The organism is Streptomyces sp. NPDC044984, from assembly GCF_040646935.1.
In the GTDB taxonomy this organism is placed as follows: domain Bacteria; phylum Actinomycetota; class Actinomycetes; order Streptomycetales; family Streptomycetaceae; genus Streptomyces.
Map to the genome: position 1 here is coordinate 61,383 of NZ_JBEZBE010000022.1, position 21,004 is coordinate 82,386.

Consider the following 21,004-nt stretch of genomic DNA (forward strand, 5'->3'; position numbering starts at 1 on the left):
TTCCCCGGTCGATCGAGTTCGTACTGTCGGTGCTCGCCGTGGCCAAGTCGGGCGCCGCCTATCTGCCCGTCGACATCCGGTACCCGCACGAGCGCATCGCCTTCCTCCTGGAGGACGCGCGCCCCGCTGCGGTAATCACCACGACCGGCGTCGCGGCGAGCCTGCCGGCCGCCGGGGACGCCGCCCTCCTGCTGCTCGACGACCCGGAGACCGCGGCCCGAGTGGCGGCCCTGCCGGACGGCCCGGTGGCCGACGAGGAGCGCACCGCGCCTGCCCACCTGCTCAATCCCGCCTACGTCATCTACACCTCGGGCTCGACCGGCCGCCCCAAGGGCGTCGTGATCAGCCACCTGGGTCTGGCCAACGCGGTCCACGTCCAGCGCCGCAACCACCGCGTCGGCAGCGGCGACCGGGTGCTGCAGTTCGTGTCCCCGAGCTTCGACGCCTCCTTCTGGGAACTGTCGAAGGCGCTGCTCACCGGTGCCACGCTGATCTGCGCCCCCGAGGAGCGCCTCGCTCCCGGACCCGACCTGGCGGCGCTGCTCGACGAGCATCAGGTGACTCACCTGATGATCCCACCCTCCCCGCTGTCGATGATGCCTCGTGGCAGCCTCCGGACGGTGCGCTCCCTCATGGTGGGCGGCGAAGCCTGCTCCGCCGAACTGGTCTCCTCCTGGGCGCCCGGCCGTCATCTGGTCAACGCGTACGGCCCCACCGAGGCGACCGTCGCTGCCACCATGAACGTGGCGCCCGATCCCGGCGCCACGACCGCACCCTCCATCGGCAAGCCGCTCGACAACGTGCGGGCCTATGTGCTGGACGACGCCCTGCGGCCGGTACAGGTGGGCGTGGTCGGTGAGCTGTACCTCGCCGGTGTCGGACTGGCCCGCGGATACCTGCGCCGTCCCGCGCTGACGGGCGAGCGCTTCGTCGCCGATCCCTTCGGCTCCGCCGGGGAACGCATGTACCGCACCGGTGACCTGGCCGCCTGGACCGAGACCGGCGAGATCACCTTCGCCGGCCGGGCCGATGACCAGGTCAAGATCCGCGGATTCCGCATCGAGACCGGCGAGGTCGAGGCCGCTGTCCGGCGCCACCCCTCCGTCCGGCAGGCAGTTGTGACGGTGCGCGAGGAACGCTCCGGCGACCCGCGTCTGGTGGCCTACGTGGTGACCGACGACGCCGACACGGAGGAGATCCGCGAGCACGTCGCGCGTCTGCTCCCCACCTACATGGTGCCCTCGGCCTTCGTCGTCCTGGACCAGCTGCCGTTGACCGGCAACGGCAAGGTCGACAAGGCAGCGCTGCCCGAGCCCAGCGTCGTCGGCGGCGCCCGGCGCGCTGCCTCGACACCCAGCCAGGAAATCGTCTGCGGTCTGTACTCCGAGGTCCTCGGAGTCCCGGGAATCGGCATCGACGACGACTTCTTCCAGCTCGGCGGGCACTCCCTGCTCGCGGTCCGGCTCGTCGGCCGCATCCGCTCCGCCTTCGACGTCGACGTGCCGATCCGCCTCGTCTTCGAGGCTCCGACCGTCGAGGCGCTGACCGACCGTATAGAGGCGCTGCTCGCCCGGGACGACGCCGTGTCCGCCGCCGGGGCGCGCACGGTGGAGATCTCCCACGCCGCTCGCCGGCTGTGGTTCATCAACCGCTTTGAGGAGCATCGCTCCGCCACCCACAATGTGCCCTTCGCCGTGCGCCTGACCGGCGAGCTCGACGCGGAGGCGCTGACCGGAGCAGTGCACGACGTCCTCGCCCGGCACGACGCGCTCCGGACGGTGTTCCCCGAGCGCGACGGCGAGCCGGGCGGCGCGGTGATGCCGCCCGAGAGCGTGACCGCACCACTGGCGTTCGCCGACTACGACGAGGACGCGGTCACCGCGGAGGCCGCTCGGGGATTCGACCTGAGCGCCCAGCTGCCGGTGCGACTCACCCTGTTCCGGGTCAGCGACGAGGAAGCCGTGCTCGTGACGGTGCTGCACCGGATCGCTGGCGACGACTGGACGACCGGCCGCCTGCTGGGCGATGTGGCCACGGCCTACCGGGCCAGGACCACCGGCGATCCGGTGAGCTGGGACGCGGAGAGGCACCCGGCAGGGGACGAGCAGGCGGCCGCATGGTGGGCCGACCACCTCGTCGGCCTGCCGGAGGAACTGGGGCTCGCCACCGACCGGCCGCGCCCGGAAGTGGAGACGCGGCCTTCGAGGAGCGTGCCGATCCAGCTGCCGACCGCCCAGCGGCAGCAGGTCCTCGCCCTCGCCCAGCAGGCCGACGTGGACGTGGAGACGGTTCTGCGCGCCGCCTTCGCTGTCGTGCTCAGCGGCCTGGGCGCGGGCGCCGACCTGCCGATCGCCGCGCTGGCGCAGCCGGGCATGGACGCCACCGGTCTGCGTGCATTCTCGGCGAGCCCGACCGTCCTGCGCGTCGACGTCTCCGGCGACCCGAGCGTGCACCAGTTGCTGGGCCGCCTGCGGGAGACCGTTGCCGCCGCCCTGGCCCACGACGTGCCGTTCGAGCGCATCCTGCGGGAGGCCGAACCCGAACTGGTCGCGGCGCGTCACCCGCTGACGCAGCACCTGCTGACCGTGCGCCGCTCCGGCACAACCGCTCACGCGTTCTCCCCCGGCCTTCTGGCGCGCCCGGACGACACCGTCCTCGGCGTCGAGAAGTTCGACCTCGCCGTCGTCCTGGCGGAGGAGCCCGGCGACGAGGGACTGACCGGTCGGCTGCACTACCGGAGCTCCATGTTCGAGGCATCGACGGTCGCGCTCGTCTGGGAGCGCACGGTCTCGGTGCTGAGGCAGATGGCCGACGACCCGCACCAGCCGGTCTCGAGGCTGCGACTGCTGACCGGACCTGAGCGCGTCCAGGTGCTGACCACGTGGAACGGCACCGCGGTCGAGGTACCGGCGCTGAGCGGGACCGTGCACCGACGTTTCGCCGAACAAGCCGCGCACGTCCCGGACGCGCCCGCTCTCGTCTGGGAGGACGGGCGTCTCACCTACCGTGAGCTCGAAGCCGCCGCGAACCGGCTCGCACACCTGCTCCTCGACGCGGGAGTGACCGCCGGTTCCCGCGTCGCCGTCCTGCAACGCCGTTCCCCGCACCTGGTCGTCTCGCTGCTCGGTGTCCTCAAGGCAGGCGCGGTGTACGTGCCGCTCGACGCACGCGCACCCCTCGCACGCCAGGACCGCATCGTGGCGGAGACGGGCGCGGCCGCGCTGCTGGTCGACGCCGCTTCGGCGGACTCCGCACTCGCCGACGGCCTTCCGCGGATCGTGGTCGACCAGGATCCGCGGTTGGTACAGCAGCCCGCCACGGACCCGGGCACAGAGGCCCACCCCGCGCAGCTGGCCTACATCATGTACACCTCCGGCTCCACCGGACAGGCCAAGGGCGTGGCGGTCACCCACCGCGACCTGCTGGCGTTCGCGTTGGACCGCTGCTTCGACGGTGAGGCGCACGGCACCGTGCTCATGCACGCCCCGCACGCGTTCGACGCCTCCAACTACGAACTGTGGATGCCGCTCCTGCGTGGCCGCCGGATCGTGCTCGCACCCCCCGAGGACCTGGACGTCGCGTCCCTCGGCCGACTGTTGAGCGCCCACGGGGTGACCGGCCTGCACCTGACCGCCGGCCTGTTCCGGCTGGTGGCCGACGAGGATCTCGACTGCCTGGCGCCGGTGCAGGAACTCCTCACCGGCGGTGACGTGGTGCCCGCCGACTCGGTCCGACGCGTCCTCGAGCGCTTCCCGCACATGGTGGTCAAGGACACCTACGGTCCGACCGAGACCACCAGCTTCGCCACGTTCCACCGCATGGACGCCGCGAACCCGCCGGCGGACATCGTGCCCATCGGCGGTCCGATGGACAACATGCGCGTGTATGTGCTGGACGACGCGCTGCGCCCGGTGCCCGCCGGTGTCGTCGGCGAGCTGTACATCGCGGGCGAGGGACTCGCCGCCGGCTACTGGGCCAGGCCCGGTCTCAGCTCGGCGTCCTTCGTGGCGGACCCCTTCGGCCCGCCCGGGGCCCGGATGTACCGGGTGGGCGACCTGGTGCGCTGGACGCCCGGGGGAAGACTGCTGTTCGTCGGCCGCGCCGACGACCAGATCAAGATCCGCGGCTTCCGCATCGAACTCGGCGAGGTGGAGGCGTCCGTCGCGCGGATGCCCGAGGTGGCGCAGGCCGCGGTGGTGGCCCGCCGGGAGGAGGACGGCCAGCACCGGCTCGTCGCCTATCTGGTTCCCGCGGCCGGCGCGGCGGTGCAGGAGTGGGCGGTGCGCCGTCACCTCGGCGAGGAACTGCCCGACTACATGGTTCCGTCCGCCTTCGTCCTGCTGGACCGACTGCCCCTCACGGCCAACGGGAAGGTGGACCGCAAGGCGCTGCCCGCACCCACCGTGACCGTCACCGGCCGTCCCGCGCGCGACCGGCGCGAAGAGCAGCTGCTGGCCCTGTTCGCGGACATCCTCGCGCAGCCGGACATGGGCATCGACGACAGCTTCTTCGAGCTGGGCGGTGACTCGCTGCTGGCCACCCGCCTGGTGAGCCGGATCCGCTCCGCCTTCGGCGTGGAACTCCCCATTCGGGCGGTCTTCGACGCGCCGACGGTGGAGGCCCTCGGGGCGAAGCTGGAGAACGCCCGCGCGGGACGCAGCGTACTGCGAGCCATGCTCAGGCCGGAACACGTCCCGCTCTCGTTCGCCCAGCGTCGGCTGTGGTTCATCAACCGGTTCGACGGCCAGAGCGCCACGTACAACATGCCCATCTCCATCCGGCTCACCGGGCCGCTGAACCGTGCCGCGCTGACCGCCGCGCTGGGTGACATCGTCGCCCGGCACGAGAGCCTGCGGACGGTCTTCCCCGAGATCGAGGGCGTGCCGTACCAGAAGGTCCTCTCCCCCGACGAGGCGCGCCCGAGCCTGCGGACGGTGGCGGCGGTGCCCGGCGAACTGGACGGCATGCTGGAGGCAGAGGTTCGCCGTGGCATCGACCTCACCTGCGAACTGCCCCTGCGCGTGGCCCTGTTCGCCCTGAACGACGACGACCACGTCCTGCTGTTCGTGCTGCATCACATCGCTGGTGACGGCTGGTCGATGAAGCCGCTGGCGACCGATCTGGCGCGGGCGTACGAGGCGCGCTGCGCCGGACAGGCGCCGGATTGGACACCCCTGCCCGTGCAGAACGCGGACTACGCGCTGTGGCAGCAGGAGGTGATGGGCGAGGAGGACGATCCGGACAGCCTCTTCTCCCGGCAGCTGGCGTACTGGCACCAGAACCTCGCCGGTCTGCCGCTGGAACTCGACCTGCCGGTCGACAGGGCACGCCCGGCTGTCGCCAGCTACCGCGGCATGCCCGTGTATTACCGCCTCGAAGCGGACCTGCATCAGAAGTTGCTGACCCTGGCGCAGGAGACCGGCGCCAGCCTCTACATGGTGCTGCAGGCCGGCCTGGCCACCGTTCTGCGGCGGTTGGGCGCGGGCACGGACATCCCGATCGGCAGTGTGATCGCGGGGCGCACCGACGAGGCGCTCGACGACATGGTCGGCTTCCTCACCAACATGCTGGTGCTGCGGACCGACACCTCGGGACGGCCGACGTTCCGCCAGCTGATCGACCGGGTCCGGGATACCGACCTCAACGCCTACGGCAACCAGGACGTCCCCTTCGAGCGGCTGGTTGAGGCGATCAACCCGACCCGCTCACTGGCGAGGCACCCCCTGTTCCAGGTGTTGCTCAACCTGCAGAACCTGCCCGACTACACGAGTGCGATGAAGGGGCTGGAGGTGAGCCCCTATGTCGTCAACCTCGGCGCGGCCCGGTTCGATCTGGCCTTCGGCTTCGCGGAGGAGCACGACGAGGCCGGCCGGCCCGCCGGTCTGCAAGGCGACATCCAGTACAGCGTGGACCTCTTCGACCAGGACACGGTGGAGCGCTTCGCCTCCTGTCTGCACCGAGTGCTGCGCTCCGCCGTGCAGGACGCCGACCAGCTGATCGACACCATCGACATCCTGTCCGCGGACGAGCGGCAGCGACTTGTGCCCGTCGTCGACGGCCGGACGGGAGGCCATGACGAGCCGGCCGTTCCCCTGCCCGAGCTGTTCCAGAGGCAGGCGGCACGCACCCCCGACGCCCCGGCGGTCACGGGTTCCGGGTCAGCGCTCTCTTACGCCGAGCTCGACGCGGCGTCGAACCGCCTCGCCCGCCTCCTGCTGGCACGGGGAGCCGGCCCCGGCGCCCTGGTGGCCGTCGCACTGCCCAGAACGCCGCAGCTGGTCGTGGCTCTGCTCGCGGTGCTCAAGGCGGGGGCCGCCTACCTGCCCGTAGACCCCGGCAACCCGGCCGACCGCATCTCCTTCATGCTCGACGACTCGGCCCCGGCGGTCGCGCTGGGCGACGCCTCCACCGTCGCCCTCCTGTCGGCCACGGCCGCCCCCGTCGTCGAACTGGACGGGCCGGACGTGGCGGCGGCGCTGGCCGCGGCGTCCGACGAGGCCGTCACCGACGCCGACCGGCCGCGGCCGGTGTCGATGTGCGACGCGGCGTACGTCATCTACACCTCGGGTTCGACCGGCCGGCCCAAGGGAGTCGTGATCGAGCATCGCTCGCTCACCGACTACCTGACCTTCACCAGCCGTGAGTACGCGTCGGCGCGCGGAGTGGCGCTGGTCCATTCGCCCGTCTCCTTCGACCTCACCGTGACCGGCCTCTACACCCCGCTGCTGGTGGGCGGCTGCGTCAACCTCGCCTCGCTGACGGAGCCGACGCCGGACGAGGCCGCCGGACTCGCCGAGACGCCCGCCACCTTCCTCAAGGCGACCCCGAGCCACCTGCCGCTGCTCACCGCGCTGCCGGCCGGTTACTCGCCCACGGGCGACCTGCTGCTCGGCGGCGAGCCGCTGAACGGCGCGGTGCTGCGGGAGTGGCGTGCACAGCACCCCGACGTGACGGTGCGCAACGTGTACGGGCCGACCGAGGCGACGGTGAACTGCGCGGAGTTCCGGATAGCCCCCGGCGCGACAGTGCCGGACGGCCCGGTGCCCATCGGCCGCCCCCAGACCGGTGCCCAGCTCTACGTGCTGGACGAGGGCCTGCAGCCGGTGCCCGAGGGAGTGACCGGTGACCTGTATCTGGCCGGCGAAGGGCTGGCACGGGGATACCTGCACCAGCCCTCGCTGACGGCTGAGCGGTTCGTGGCGAACCCGTTCGGCCGGCCCGGCAGCCGCATGTACCGAAGCGGCGACCTGGCCAAGTGGAACCGGAACGGCGAGCTGGTGTACGTCGGCCGGGACGACGGTCAGGTCAAGCTGCGCGGCTTCCGGATCGAACTGGGCGAGATCGAGGCCGTCCTGACGGCGCACCCGGCCGTCGGAACGGCCACGGTGACCGTGCGGGAGGACCAGCCGGGGGACCAGCGCCTCGTGGCGTACACCGTGCCGGCCGACGCCTCCGCGGCCCCCGCGTCCGCGGACCTGTCGGCACACCTCTCGGCGTCCCTGCCCGAGTACATGATCCCGCAGGCGTTCGTGACCCTCGACGAACTGCCCCTCACGGCTCACGGGAAGGTCGACCACAAGGCGCTGCCCGCACCGGTGCTCCGGGGCGGGAACGGCACCTCGGCAGCTCCGCGCACGCCGCAGGAGGAGATCCTGTGCTACCTGTTCGAGGAGATGCTCGGGGTGCCGGAGGTCGGCGTCCATGACAACTTCTTCGATCTGGGCGGGCACTCTCTGCTCGCCACCCGGCTGATCAGCCGGATCCGGTCGGCCTTCGACCGGGAACTGCCGATCCGCGCGGTGTTCGAAGCGCCGACGGTTTCCCGGCTGAGCGCACAGCTCCTGCTCGCCCAGGACGGGCGCCGCGCCCTCACGCCGATGCCGCGCCCCGAGGCCGTTCCGCTGTCCTACGCGCAGCGTCGGCTGTGGTTCCTGAACCGCTTCGACGAGCAGGCCGTCTCGGCGTACAACCTGCCGTTCGCGCTGCGGCTCACCGGTGATCTCGACCTGGACGCCCTCAGCGCCGCGCTGCGTGACCTGCTGCAGCGGCACGAGGTGTTCCGGACCGTCTTCGCCGAGACCGGCGGCGCGCCGGTCCAGCACGTGCTCGGGCCGGACGAGGCCGAACTGCGGCTGGAGACCACCGACGCGACCGAGGCGTCGCTGCCTGGTCTGCTGGCCGCCGAGGTGAGCCGGGGATTCGATCTCACGACCGATATCCCGGTGCGGGCCCGACTGTTCGCCCTCGCTCCCGACGTCCACGTCCTCGCGGTCACCATGCACCACATCGCCGCCGACGGATGGTCGCTGGCACCCCTGCTGTCGGACCTGGCCACGGCCTACCGGCACAGGGTGGCCGGACACCGGCCGGACTGGCAGCCGCTGCCCGTCCAGTACGCCGACTACGCGCTCTGGCAGCGTGCCGTGCTCGGCGACGAGAACGACGAGAGCAGTGCGGTGTCCCGGCAGCTGCGTTACTGGGAGGAAGCCCTCGCCGGTCTCCCGGAGGAGCTGTCCCTGCCCACGGACCGGCCCCGTCCGGCCGTGACGAGCTTCCGGGGCGGCAAGGTCGCCTTGGAGCTCCCCGCCGAACTGCACCAGCGGGTGGCCGAGATCGCGCGTACCCACCAGGCGAGCGTCTACATGGTCCTCCAGGCCGGTCTGTCCGCCCTGCTGTCGCGCCTGGGCGCCGGCGAGGACATTCCGATAGGCAGCCTCATCGCCGGACGTACCGACGAGGCGCTCGACGATCTGGTCGGCTTCTTCGTCAACACCCTGGTACTGCGTACGGACGTCTCCGGTAACCCCGCCTTCACCGAGCTCCTCGACCGGGTCCGGACCACGGACCTGGCCGCCTACGCCCACCAGGACCTGCCGTTCGAGCGATTGGTGGAGGCGCTCAACCCGAGTCGGTCGATGGCCCGCCATCCGTTGTTCCAGGTGGCCCTGAACCTGCAGAACGCGGCTCAGGCCGACTGGGCCATGGGCTTGCCGGGTCTGGAATCGGTGCCCGAGGAATTCCCGTTGGACACGGAGAAGTTCGACCTCTCCTTCACCTTCGCCGAGCACCGCACCGAGGACGGCGTACCGGCCGGCATCACCGGCACGCTCAGCTACGCGGCCGACCTCTACGACGAGGAGCGGGCGAAAACCCTCGCCACCCGTCTGGTACGCCTGCTCTCCGAGGCCACGGCCGAGCCCGACCGGCCCATCGGCGCGCTGGATCTCATGGACGACGCCGAGCACGCGCGCCTGCGGGCCGCGGGCACGGGACCAGTGCGCGACGTTCCGTCCGACGGCGTCGACCTGCTGCTGGCCCGCCGCGCCCGGGCCACGCCCGGAGCGCCGGCGGCGCAGGATCCGCACACGTCGCTGACCTATTCCGAACTGGACGCGGACGTCACCGCGTTGGCCCGCCTCCTGGTCGAGCGAGGGGCCGCGCCGGGCGGCGTCGTCGCCGTCGTACTGCCCCGCGGCGTCGACATGCTGGTAGCGCTGCTGGCCGTGCTGCGTTCCGGCGCGGCCTATCTGCCGCTGGATCCCGAGTTCCCGGCGGAGCGGCTGGCGTACACCCTGGCTGACGCCCGGCCCACGCTGGCGATCTCGACCACCGACACGGCCCGCAGGCTGCCCGGCGGCACGGCCGTCGTGCTCCTGGACGACGCCGCGGTGCGCGAGACACTGCACCGGCCGTCACAGGAAGCATGGTCCGACAGTGAGCGGAACGCACCGGTCCACCCGGAGCACCCCGCGTACGTGATCTACACATCCGGCTCCACGGGCCGGCCCAAGGGAGTGGTGGTGCCCCGCCGGGCACTTGCCAACTTCCTCGACGACATGGCCGAGCGCGTCCCGCTGCGGGCCGACGACCGGCTGCTCGCCGTCACCACGATCGCCTTCGACATCGCCGCGCTCGAGCTCTACATCCCGCTGCTGTCCGGAGCGGGGGTGGTCATCGCCGACCGGGACACCGTGCGCGATCCCGCCGCACTGCTGCGGCTCACCGCCGACTGCGGCGCGACCGTCCTGCAGGCGACGCCCGCCCTGTGGCAGGCGCTGGTGTCCCACGACCCCGAGGCGGTACGCGGCCTGCGCAAGCTGGTCGGGGGTGAGGCGCTGCCCGGGGAGCTCGCCGACCGGCTTGCCGAGGGTGCCGGGCGTCCCGTGAACCTCTACGGGCCCACGGAGACCACCATCTGGTCCACCGCGGCCGTGCTCGGCGAACGCCCCGGCGCCCCCGCCATCGGCGCGCCGATCGCCAACACCACCGTGTACGTGCTCGACGCCCGGCTGCGTCCGGTGCCGCCGCAGGTTCCCGGCGAGCTGTACATCGCCGGGTCGGGACTGGCCCGCGGGTACTTGGGACGGCCCGGTCTGTCCGCGGAACGCTTCGTCGCCGATCCGTTCGGGCCGGCCGGTGCGCGCATGTACCGGACGGGCGACCTCGCCCGCTGGGGCGCCGACCTGAACCTGGAGTATCTCGGCCGGGTCGACCACCAGGTGAAGCTGCGCGGCTTCCGCATCGAGCTCGGTGAGATCGAGTCGGTGCTGGTCCGTCACGAGGACGTGGCGCAGGCGGCCGTCCTGCTGCGCGAGGACCGTCCGGGGGACAGGAGACTGGTCGGCTATGCGGTGCCGGAGGCCGGCCGGCGGATCGATCCCGTCGTGCTGCGGCACCACGTCACCGGACAACTCCCCGACTACATGGTCCCCTCCGCGATCGTGGAGCTCGACGCCTTGCCGCTGACCCCCAACGGCAAGCTGGACCGGCGGGCCCTGCCCGTGCCGGCGCAGTCCGCTCACCACCGTGAGGCCGCCACTCCGCGTTCGCCGCAGGAGGAGGTCCTGAGCGGCCTGTTCGCCGAAGTACTCGGACGGGAGACCGTCCTCGCCGACGAGAGCTTCTTCGAGCTCGGCGGCCACTCGCTGCTGGCGACACGTCTGATGAGCCGGATCCGCGTGGTGTTCGGCGTCGAGATGCCGATCCGGGCCCTGTTCGAGAGCCCTACCGTGGCCGGGCTCGCCGACCGCCTCGGGCATGCCGACGCCGCGCGTTCCGCGCTGCGTCCGATGCAGCGCCCCGAGGTGCTGCCGCTCTCCTTCGCCCAGCGCAGGATGTGGCTGCTGCACCAGCTGGAGGGCCCCAGCGAGACGTACAACATGCCGTTCGCCGTGCGGCTCACCGGCCGACTGGACCAGGCGGCGCTGCAGGCGGCGCTGTACGACGTCGTCGAGCGGCACGAGAGTCTGCGCACGGTCTTCCCGGACACCGACGGCGTGCCCCGCCAGGTGGTACTCGCGCCCCAGGACGTGCGGATCCCCATCACACGGCACCAGGTCGACCCGGAAGAGCTGGAGGACGCGACGACCAGTGCGGTCCGCGTCCGTCTCGACCTGACCCGTGAGGCACCGGTTGCCGCGACCCTGCTGTCGGTGTCATCGACCGAGCACGTCTTCGTCCTCGTGGTGCACCACATCGCGGGTGACGGTTGGTCGATGGGCCCGCTGGCCGACGACGTGGTGGAGGCCTACGCGGCCAGGTCCGAGGGCCGCGCTCCGCAGTGGGAACCGCTGCCGGTCCAGTACGCCGACTACACCTTGTGGCAACGCCGGCTGCTGGGCGACGAGTCCGACCCGGAAAGCCCCTTCGCCCAGCAGGTCTCCTACTGGAAGCAGGCGCTGGCCGGTCTTCCCGACCAGCTGAACCTGCCGACCGACCGGCCGCGGCCCCCGGTCGCACGCTACCGGGGCGACCGGCTGAAGTTCCGCCTGGCGCCCGGACTGCACACCGCGGTGCGCGCCCTGGCCAGGCAGGAGGGCGCGAGCACCTTCATGGTGATGCAGGCTGCGGTGGCGGCGCTGCTCAGCAAGCTGGGTGCCGGTTCCGACATTCCTCTGGGCATCCCCGTCGCCGGCCGTACCGACGAGGCGCTGGACGATCTGGTCGGCTTCTTCGTCAACACGTTGGTGCTGCGCAACGACACGAGCGGCAATCCGTCCTTCGCCGAACTGCTCGGTCGGGCCAGGGAGACGTCGCTGGCCGCGTTCGCCCATCAGGACGTGCCCTTCGACCACTTGGTGGAGGTGCTCAGTCCGGAGCGCTCGGCGGCCTATCAGCCGCTGTTCCAGGTGATGCTGGCGCTCCAGAACGCCACCGTCGCCGCGGACGTGGAGCTTCCCGGACTGACGATCCAAGCGGTGGACGGATTCACCGGCGCCTCGCGGTTCGACCTGTTCTTCAGTCTCGCCGAGCAGTTCGACGACGAGAACGGCGCACCCGACGGTGTCGACGGGTTCATCGAGTACAACACCGACCTGTTCCACGCCGACACCGTCTCCGGCCTGGTGAAACGGCTGGAACGCCTGCTCACCGCCGCGACGGAGGATCCGCGGCGGCCGATCTCCTCCATCGGACTGCTCGACGACGACGAGCGGCAGCTGGTCCTCGAACGGTGGAACGACACCACGGTCGAGGCCGCTCCGGCGAGCGTTCCCGCGCGGTTCGCCGCCCAAGCGGCCCGCACCCCCGACGCGGTCGCCGTCTCGGACGGTGAGCGGCAGCTCACCTATCGGGAACTCGACGAGGCATCCGACCGGCTCGCACGCCGGCTGGCCGGGTTCGGGGTCCGCTCCGAGGACCGGGTCGCCCTGTTCCAGGAACGCTCCGCCACCTTGGTGGTGTCGGTCCTCGCGGTGCTGAAGACGGGCGCCGCCTACGTGCCGATCGACCCGCGCTACCCGGCTTCGCGCCGCGCCCACATCATGGCGGACAGCCGGGTGTCCGTGCTGCTGACGGACCTCGCCTCACCCGCCCTGGAGTGCGACCACGACGTCAGGATCGTCGTCGTAGACGCCGAACCGGACGCGGAGGAGCAGGACGCGTCCCTGCCGGTGGCCGTGCACGCCGAGCAGCTCGCGTACGTCATGTACACCTCTGGCTCGACCGGTGTGCCGAAGGGAGTGGGAATCCCGCACTCGGCGGTGACGGCGCTCGCCGCGGACCGGGCTTTCCGCTCGGGAGCGCACCAGCGGGTGCTGCTCCATTCGCCGCAGGCGTTCGACGCCTCCACCTACGAACTGTGGGTGCCACTGCTGAACGGCGGCCGGATCGTGGTGTCGCCGCCCGGTGACCTCGACCTCGCGGTCCTGGAACGGGTCGTCCAGGAGCACCGCGTCACCGGGCTGTGGATGACCGCCGGACTGTTCAGGCTCGCCGCCGAGGAGGCTCCCGAGTGCTTCACGGGCGTCGCCGAGGTGTGGACCGGTGGCGACGTGGTGCCCGCTGAAGCGGTGCGACGGGTCATGGAGGCCTGCCCGCGGACAAAGGTAGTGGACGGTTACGGCCCGACCGAGACGACCACCTTCGCCACCAGCTTCCGGGTGGAGAGCGTGGACCGCGTCTCCGCTCGGATCCCGATCGGATTCCCGCTGGACAACATGCGGGTCTACGCTCTGGACGAAGGCCTGTGCCCCGTTCCGCCCGGAGTCCCCGGCGAGCTGTACATCGCCGGTGAGGGTCTGGCCCGCGGTTATGTCGGCCGGGCGGAACTGACCGCCGAACGCTTCGTCGCCGACCCGTACGGTCCGGCCGGCGGCCGGATGTACCGGGCCGGCGACCTGGTCCGCTGGAACGCCGACGGCGCGCTGGAGTTCCTCGGCCGTGCCGACGACCAGGTCAAGATGCGAGGGTTCCGTATCGAACTGGGCGAGATCGAGGCAGCCCTTGCCGAGCACCCGGATGTCGCACAGACCGCCGTGGTGGTGCGCGAGGACCGGCCGGGCGATCACCAGCTGGTCGCCTACCTGGTGCCGAACACCCGTACCGCACACGAGCAGAGCGGCGCGGCCGACGAGCAGATCGACCAGTGGAAGCAGCTGTACGCGCAGATGTACGGCGAGGAGCGGCCGGAGGAGTTCGGTGAGGACTTCAGCGGCTGGGCCAGCAGCTACACCGGTGAGGAGATCCCCCTCGACCAGATGCGGGAGTGGCGGGACGCGACCGTCGACCGCATCCGTGCCCTTCGTCCGCGCCGGGTGCTGGAGATCGGCGTCGGCAGCGGACTGCTGCTGGCGAAACTGGCCGGTGACTGCGAGGCGTACTGGGGTCTGGACTTCTCCGCCGAGGCGATCGCCGTCCTGCGCGAGCAGGTGGCCGCGCAGCCGGACCTGGCGGACCGGGTGGAGCTGAGGCTCGGAGCGGCCCACGAGCTCGAAGGGCTGCCCACGGAGTTCTTCGACACCGTGATCGTCAACTCGGTGGCGCAGTACTTCCCCGATGCCGCGTATCTCACGTCTCTCATCGACTCCCTTGCCCGCCTGGTGGTGCCGGGAGGTGCGATCTTCCTCGGTGACCAGCGCAACCTGCGCACCCAGCGCAGCTTCCAGACCGCGGTCCGGCTGCACCAGTGGACCGGACAGCAGGGGCCGGCCGAACTGTCCCGCGCCGTTGAGCAGACGATCATGATGGAGAAGGAACTCCTCGTCGATCCCGAGTACTTCGCCGCTGTCGCCCGCGGAATCCCGGCGATCGAGGCGGTGGAGGTGCAGGTCAAGCGTGGCCGCAGTGACAACGAGCTGCTCCGCCACCGCTTCGACGTCGTCCTGCGGACCGCCCCCTCCGGGGCGCGAGGGATGTCGGACGCCACGTGTCTGCGGTTCGGAGTGGACGTCACGGACCTGGACGGCCTGGAGCGTCTGCTGCTTGAGGACGGGGCGTCCGGGCCGATCCGGGTGACCGGCATAGCGGACGCCCGGCTGGCGGGCGAACAGGCCGCCGTGCAGGCGCTGGCCGACAGGCGGCAGGTGGAGGAGGCGTTGGCCGTCCTGAACCGTCCGGACGACCCGGGCGTTCATCCCGAGACCCTCTACGAACTGGCCGAACGGTGCGGTGTGGACCTGCGTCTCACCTACGCCCCCGGCGCGCCGGGGAGGCTGGACGCCGTGTTCGGCGCGGGAGAGGGGGCGCTCCGCGACGTCTACCTGCCCGTCACGCGGTTGGACCCCGAGGCGCACGTCAACAACCCCGTGGGTTCACGGCAGCTCGGAACGCTGGTGACCGACCTGCGCACCTTCGCTGAGCAACGGCTGCCCGAGTACATGGTCCCCGCCGCCTTCATACCGCTCGACACACTGCCGATGACGGCCAACGGCAAGATCGACCGCCGCGCCCTGCCCGCGCCCGACTTCTCCAGCTCGTCCACGGCCCGCCCGCCGCGCAACGAGCGCGAGGCGCTGCTCCGCGACGTCATGGCCGAGGTCCTGGCCCTGCCCACGGTGGGCATCGACGACAGCTTCTTCGACCTGGGCGGCGACAGCATCATGTCGATCCAGCTCGTCAGCCGGGCCCGCCGAGCCGGTCTGGTCTTCACCACCCGAGATGTGTTCCAGTACCGGACCATCGCCGAACTGGCCCTGGTCGCACGGATGGACGAAGGCGCGGCGACCGGTGCGGCCGACGAGCCGGAGACCGGCGACATCCCGCTGCTGCCGATCGTGCACTGGCTGCGCGAGCGGGGCGGCCCGGTCGAGGGCTTCCACCAGTCACGGTTCGTCCCCGCCCCGGACGGTGCCACGAGGGACCTGCTGGAGCAGGCGCTGCAGGCGCTGCTCGACCGGCACGCGGCGCTGCGCATGCTGCTGCACCGCGCTGACGAGCAGTGGCGGCTGAGCGTCCCGGAGACGGGCACACCGCGTGCCGCCGACCTTCTGCACCGCGTCGACGTGGCAGGGCTGGACGACGACGCCCTGGAAACCGCGATCACCGAGCAGCGCAGGGTGGCGACGAGCCGACTGGCGCCGGACGACGGCGTCATGGTGCAGATGGTGTGGTTCGACGCGGGCGCCGGGAAGACCGGACAGCTGTTGCTGATGGTCCACCACCTCGCCGTCGACGGCGTCTCCTGGCGGGTGCTCGTGCCCGACTTCCTGGAGGCGTACGAGGCGGCCCGGCAGGGACGGCCGATCGCGCTGGAGCGGGTCGGTACCTCACTGCGGAGCTGGGCGACCCGGCTGCACGAGCTGGCCGCCGCGCGCCGCGACGAGGCGGGGTTCTGGGAGGAGATGGTCCGCGAGCCCGAAGCCCTGCTCGGCCGCCGGGAGCTGGACCCGCTCCGCGACACCGTTGCGACGACCCGCTTCGTGCAGGTCACGCTGCCCACCGAACTGAGCACCGCCCTGCTGGCGGAGGCGCCGCGCGCCATCCACGCCGGTGTCGACGACATCCTGCTCACCGGGTTGTCCCTGGCCCTGGCCCAGTGGCGCTCGAAGTGGCGCGGGAGCGACCACGACGACGTGCTGGTGGCCGTGGAGAGCCACGGGCGGCACGACGTGATCGACGGCGTCGATCTGACCCGCACCGTCGGCTGGCTGACGGCCATGTATCCGGTACGCATCGACCTCGGCGGTGTCGACCGCCGACAGGCATTGGCCGGCGGTCCGGCCGCCGTCCGGGCCGCGAAGGCCGTGAAGGAGCAGATGCGCCGCATCCCCGACCACGGTCTGGGCTACGGACTGCTGCGCTACCTCGACCCGGAGACCTCCGGGCGCCTGGCGGGTGGTGCCGAACCTCAGGTGGCCTTCAACTACTTCGGCCGGTTCGCGGCCGCCGGCGACGACCGGCCGCCGACCGCCACCGAGGCGACGTACGAGAGCGGGAGGTACGACGGCGGAGCCGACGGTGAGCGTCTCTTCGCCCACGCCCTGGAGATCAACGCCCGGACCGACGACTTCACCGACGGCTCGGCACTGAGCTGCACGTGGAGCTGGCCGGACGGACTGTTCACCGATGAGGAGATCCAGGACCTCTGCGAGGGCTGGGTGGGTGCACTCGAGGTGCTGGCCGGCCAGCTGCGCCTGCCGGGGGCCGGTGGGCGCACCCCGTCCGACCTGCCTCTGGTCCGGCTCACCCAGCGCCAGCTCGACCGGCTGGAGGCGGACCTGCCCGACCTGTCCGACGTGCTGCCGCTGTCGCCGCTCCAGGAGGGGCTGCTCTTCCACGCCCGCTACGACGACGACAACCACGACCCGTACACCGTGCAGTTCCTCTGGTCGCTCAACGGTCAGGTGGACGGCGACACCCTGCAGGCGGCGGCGAGGACTCTGCTGCGCCGCCATCCGAACCTGCGGGTGGCCTTCCGCCAGGACGATCTCGACCGGCCGGTCCAGGTGGTCGTCGAGGACCCGGTCCTGCCCTGGTACGAGTACGACCTCCGCGAGCTCCGCGGCGACGCCCTGGAGCAGGAGGTCCGGCGGATCGTGGAGGAGGACCGCGCCCGTCGCTTCGACCCGTGCCGCCCGCCGCTCATCCGCTTCACGCTGATCAGGGTGGCCGAGGACGCGTACCGCTTCCTCTTCACCAACCACCACATCCTGCTCGACGGATGGTCCATGCCGGTGGTCCTGGGCGAGCTCGCCGCGCTGTACAGCAGCGGGGGAGACGACAGCGCGTTGCCCGCGCCGGTCCCCTACCGCGGGTATCTCACCTGGCTCGCCCAGCAGGACCTCGACGAGGCCGAGGCCGCCTGGAGCGAGGCGCTGAGAGGGCTGCAGGAGCCCCTCGTGCTGGCGCCGTCGACGGGTCGCCAGACGCCCGTCGTGCCGCGGCGCACGGTCATCGAGATCGACGAGGCGCTCAGCACCGAACTGGCCGAGCTGGCCCGCAGCCACGGTCTGACCCTCAACACGGTCGTCCAGGGCGCCTGGGCGACCCTGCTCAGTCGCTTGACGGGACGCGACGACGTCGTGTTCGGCTCCACCGTCTCCGGCAGGCCCGCCGAGGTCCAGGGCGTCGAGAGGATGGTCGGGCTGTTCATCAACACCCTGCCGGTCAGGGTCCGTCTGGAGCCGCACGAACCGGTGCGCGAACTGCTCGGGCGCATCCAGGAGCAGCAGTCCGCGCTGATGGCCTATCCGCATCTGCGGCTGTCCGACGTCCAGCGGCTCACCGGTCTCGGTGAACTGTTCGACACGGCCACGGTGTTCGAGAACTACCCGGCCCCTCCGGCCGGGCTCGGCGCTGAACCCGGTGAGGTGGAGGTCGGCGACGACCAGACCAGCGACGCCACCCATTACCCGCTCGCCCTGTGCGCCTCGATGCGGGGAGCCTCGCTGCGGCTGCGCATCGACCACCGGCTCGATGTGTTCGACGCGCGCAGCGTGGACGGGCTGGTCGATCAGCTGGTGCGCTGGCTGAGGGCGCTGGTGACGGATCCGGACCAGCCGGTCGGCGCCATCGACCTGCTTGGCGAGGAACAACGGGACCAGGTGGTGAGGCAGTTCAATGACACCGCGCAGCCGGTGTCCCCGCTCCGGTGGCCGGAACTCGTCGCCGAGCACGCGCGCAGCGAACCGGACCGGACCGCGGTGGTCTGCGGGGGGACGCGACTGAGTTACGGGGAGCTCGATCAGCGGGCCGACCAGCTGGCGCAGTTGCTGGTCCGGCGCGGTGTCGGGCGGCAATCGCTGGTCGGGCTGGTGCTGGAGCGCACGCCCGACACGGTGGTCGCCGTGCTTGCCGTCGCCCGCGCCCACGCCGCCTACCTGCCGGTGGACTCGCGTTACCCGGCCGAGCGGTGCGCCTTCATCCTGGCCGACGCCCAGCCCACCTTGATGGTGGCGACATCCGACACGGCACACCTGCTGGAAGAGGCCGGCACCGAGGTCCCGACCGTCGTTCTGGACGATCCGCAGCTGCGGGCCGAGTGGGCGGCACAACCTGCCACCCTTCCGGAGCCGGCCGGGCCGACGTCACCGGACGACGCCGCCTATGTGATCTACACCTCGGGCACCACCGGCCGTCCCAAGGGCGTGGTGGTCACCCACCGCGGCATCGGCAACCTCGCCGCGGCGCAGATCGACCGGTTCGCGATCGACACGGAGAGCAGGGTGCTGCAGTTCGCCTCGCCCAGCTTCGACGCCGCGGTCTCCGAGATCGTCACCAGCCTGGTGGCCGGCGCGGTCCTGGTGCTGGCGCCGGTGGCCGAGCTGCTGCCCGGCCCGTCACTGACCGGCGTGCTCAGCAGGCACGGCGTGACCCACGCGACCATTCCGCCCACCGCGCTCACCGCGGTGCCGCCGGAGGGGCTGCCGGGTATGCGCACCCTGGTGGTCGCGGGTGAGGCGTGCCCGCAGCACCTGGTCGACCAGTGGGCGCCGCGGCTACGGATGATCAACGCCTACGGCCCCACCGAGCTGACCGTGTGCGCCACGATGAGCGAGCCGCTGTCCACGACGGTTCCGATCGGCCGGCCCATCGCCAACACGTCGTGCTACGTGCTCGACGCACGGCTGCGGCCCGTACCGCCCGGCGTCGCCGGTGAGCTGTACGTCAGCGGGCCCGGTCTGGCCCGCGGCTACCTCAACCGGCCCGGTCTCACCGCGGAGCGGTTCGTGCCGGATCCCTTCGGTGCGCCCGGCAGCCGGATGTACCGCACCGGTGACCTCGTCCGCTGGGACCACGACGGGCAGCTCGCCTTCGTGGGGCGGTCCGACGAGCAGCTCAAGGTCCGGGGCTTCCGGATCGAGCCCGGTGAGATCGAGTCGGTGCTGCTCGGGCACCCGGACGTGGCCCGGGCGGCCGTCGTCGTACGGGAGACGAGTCAGGGCGGCCGCCGACTGGTCGCCTACGTGGTGCCGCACGGCGGCGCCGAGATCGACCCCATGGTGCTGCGCAAGCATCTGGGCGGCCAGCTCCCGGACTACATGGTCCCGGCGGCCTTCGTACCGCTGGCGGTCCTGCCCGTCACACCGCACGGGAAGCTCGACCGGGCAGCCCTGCCCGCGCCGGGCAGGACGGGCACCACGGGCAGCGGAGCGCCCCGTAACCCGCGCGAGGAGGTCATGTGCGGCCTTTTCGCCGAGGCGCTCGAGGTCGGCCGCGTCGGGATCGAAGACAATTTCTTCGATCTGGGCGGTGACTCCTTGGTGGCGGCCGGGATGGTCAGTCGGATAAACCTGACGTTCGGAAGCACGCTCAGCATCGCGGCGCTGTTCGAGAGTCCCACGGTCGAGGGCCTGGTGCAGCGGCTGGCGACGGGGCAGGAGGCGGACCCGCTGGAGGTACTCCTTCCGCTGCGGGGCACCGGTACGGGCGAGGCGGTCTTCTGCCTGCCGCCCGCCGGTGGACTCAGCTGGAGCTATGCGGGTCTGCTGCGTCACATCGACCCGCACCATCCGGTGTACGCGCTTCAGGCACAGGGCCTGACCGGAGACGAGCCGCTGCCGGACTCGGTGGCGGCGATGGCGGAGGACTACGTGGAACGGATCAGGGCGGTCCAGCCGCACGGCCCCTACCACCTGCTCGGCTGGTCGCTCGGCGGGGTGCTGGCACACCTGATGGCCACGCGGCTCCAGGCGGCCGGGGAGAAGGTGGCGACACTCGCCATCCTCGACGCCTATCCGGTGGTCAATGAGCAGGAGATCGTCGAGGAGAGCCCGGAGGACGTCCTACGGCAGCTCCTGGCCTACCTGGGGCACGACCCCGCCGAGCTGGGCGACGGCCCGCTGGACTACGACCGGGCCCGCAGCCTGCTCGACGAAGGCGACAGCGCCATCGCCGGCCTCGAGGAGCGGCACATCAAAGCCCTGGCACGGGTGGGCAACAACATCGCGCGCATCACGGCCGACTTCAGCCTGGGCCGCTTCCGCGGCGAGGCACTGGTCTTCGTCGCGACAGAGGGGAAAGAGGGGTCGCAGTACACGCCGGACCTGTGGGATCCGTACGTCGAGGGCCGTGTCGTCAGGCATGACATCGACTGCTCCCACAACGACATGACGAAGTCCGGCGCGTGGTCGAAGATCGGCCCGATCCTCGACCAGTCCCTGCGCGACGCCCGTGACGTCCCGGCAGACTCCGATCGGGCTTCCACCACCGCGACGGCCTGAGCACCGTCCCACGACCGCTGGTGGGCGCACACCACGCCGGGACAGCGCCCCGCTGTCCCGGCAGGGGGAACAACCTCGGTGTCCGCCGCCCGCCTCCCGGACGGCCGTCCGCACGGCGGCCGTCC

1 protein-coding gene (running past one end of the window) is annotated in these 21,004 nt (G+C 71.6%); it reads left to right on the forward strand.

Features of this window, described 5'->3' with window-relative positions; genetic code table 11:
• Window positions 1-20,879, forward strand: partial view of a non-ribosomal peptide synthase/polyketide synthase gene (locus tag AB0A94_RS23755; RefSeq protein WP_361747316.1) — the 3' portion only. It extends 1,543 nt beyond the left edge of the window; only the last 20,879 of its 22,422 coding nucleotides appear in the window; its start codon lies off the left edge, out of view; its stop codon occupies window positions 20,877-20,879.
• Window positions 20,880-21,004: the final 125 nt, after the last annotated feature.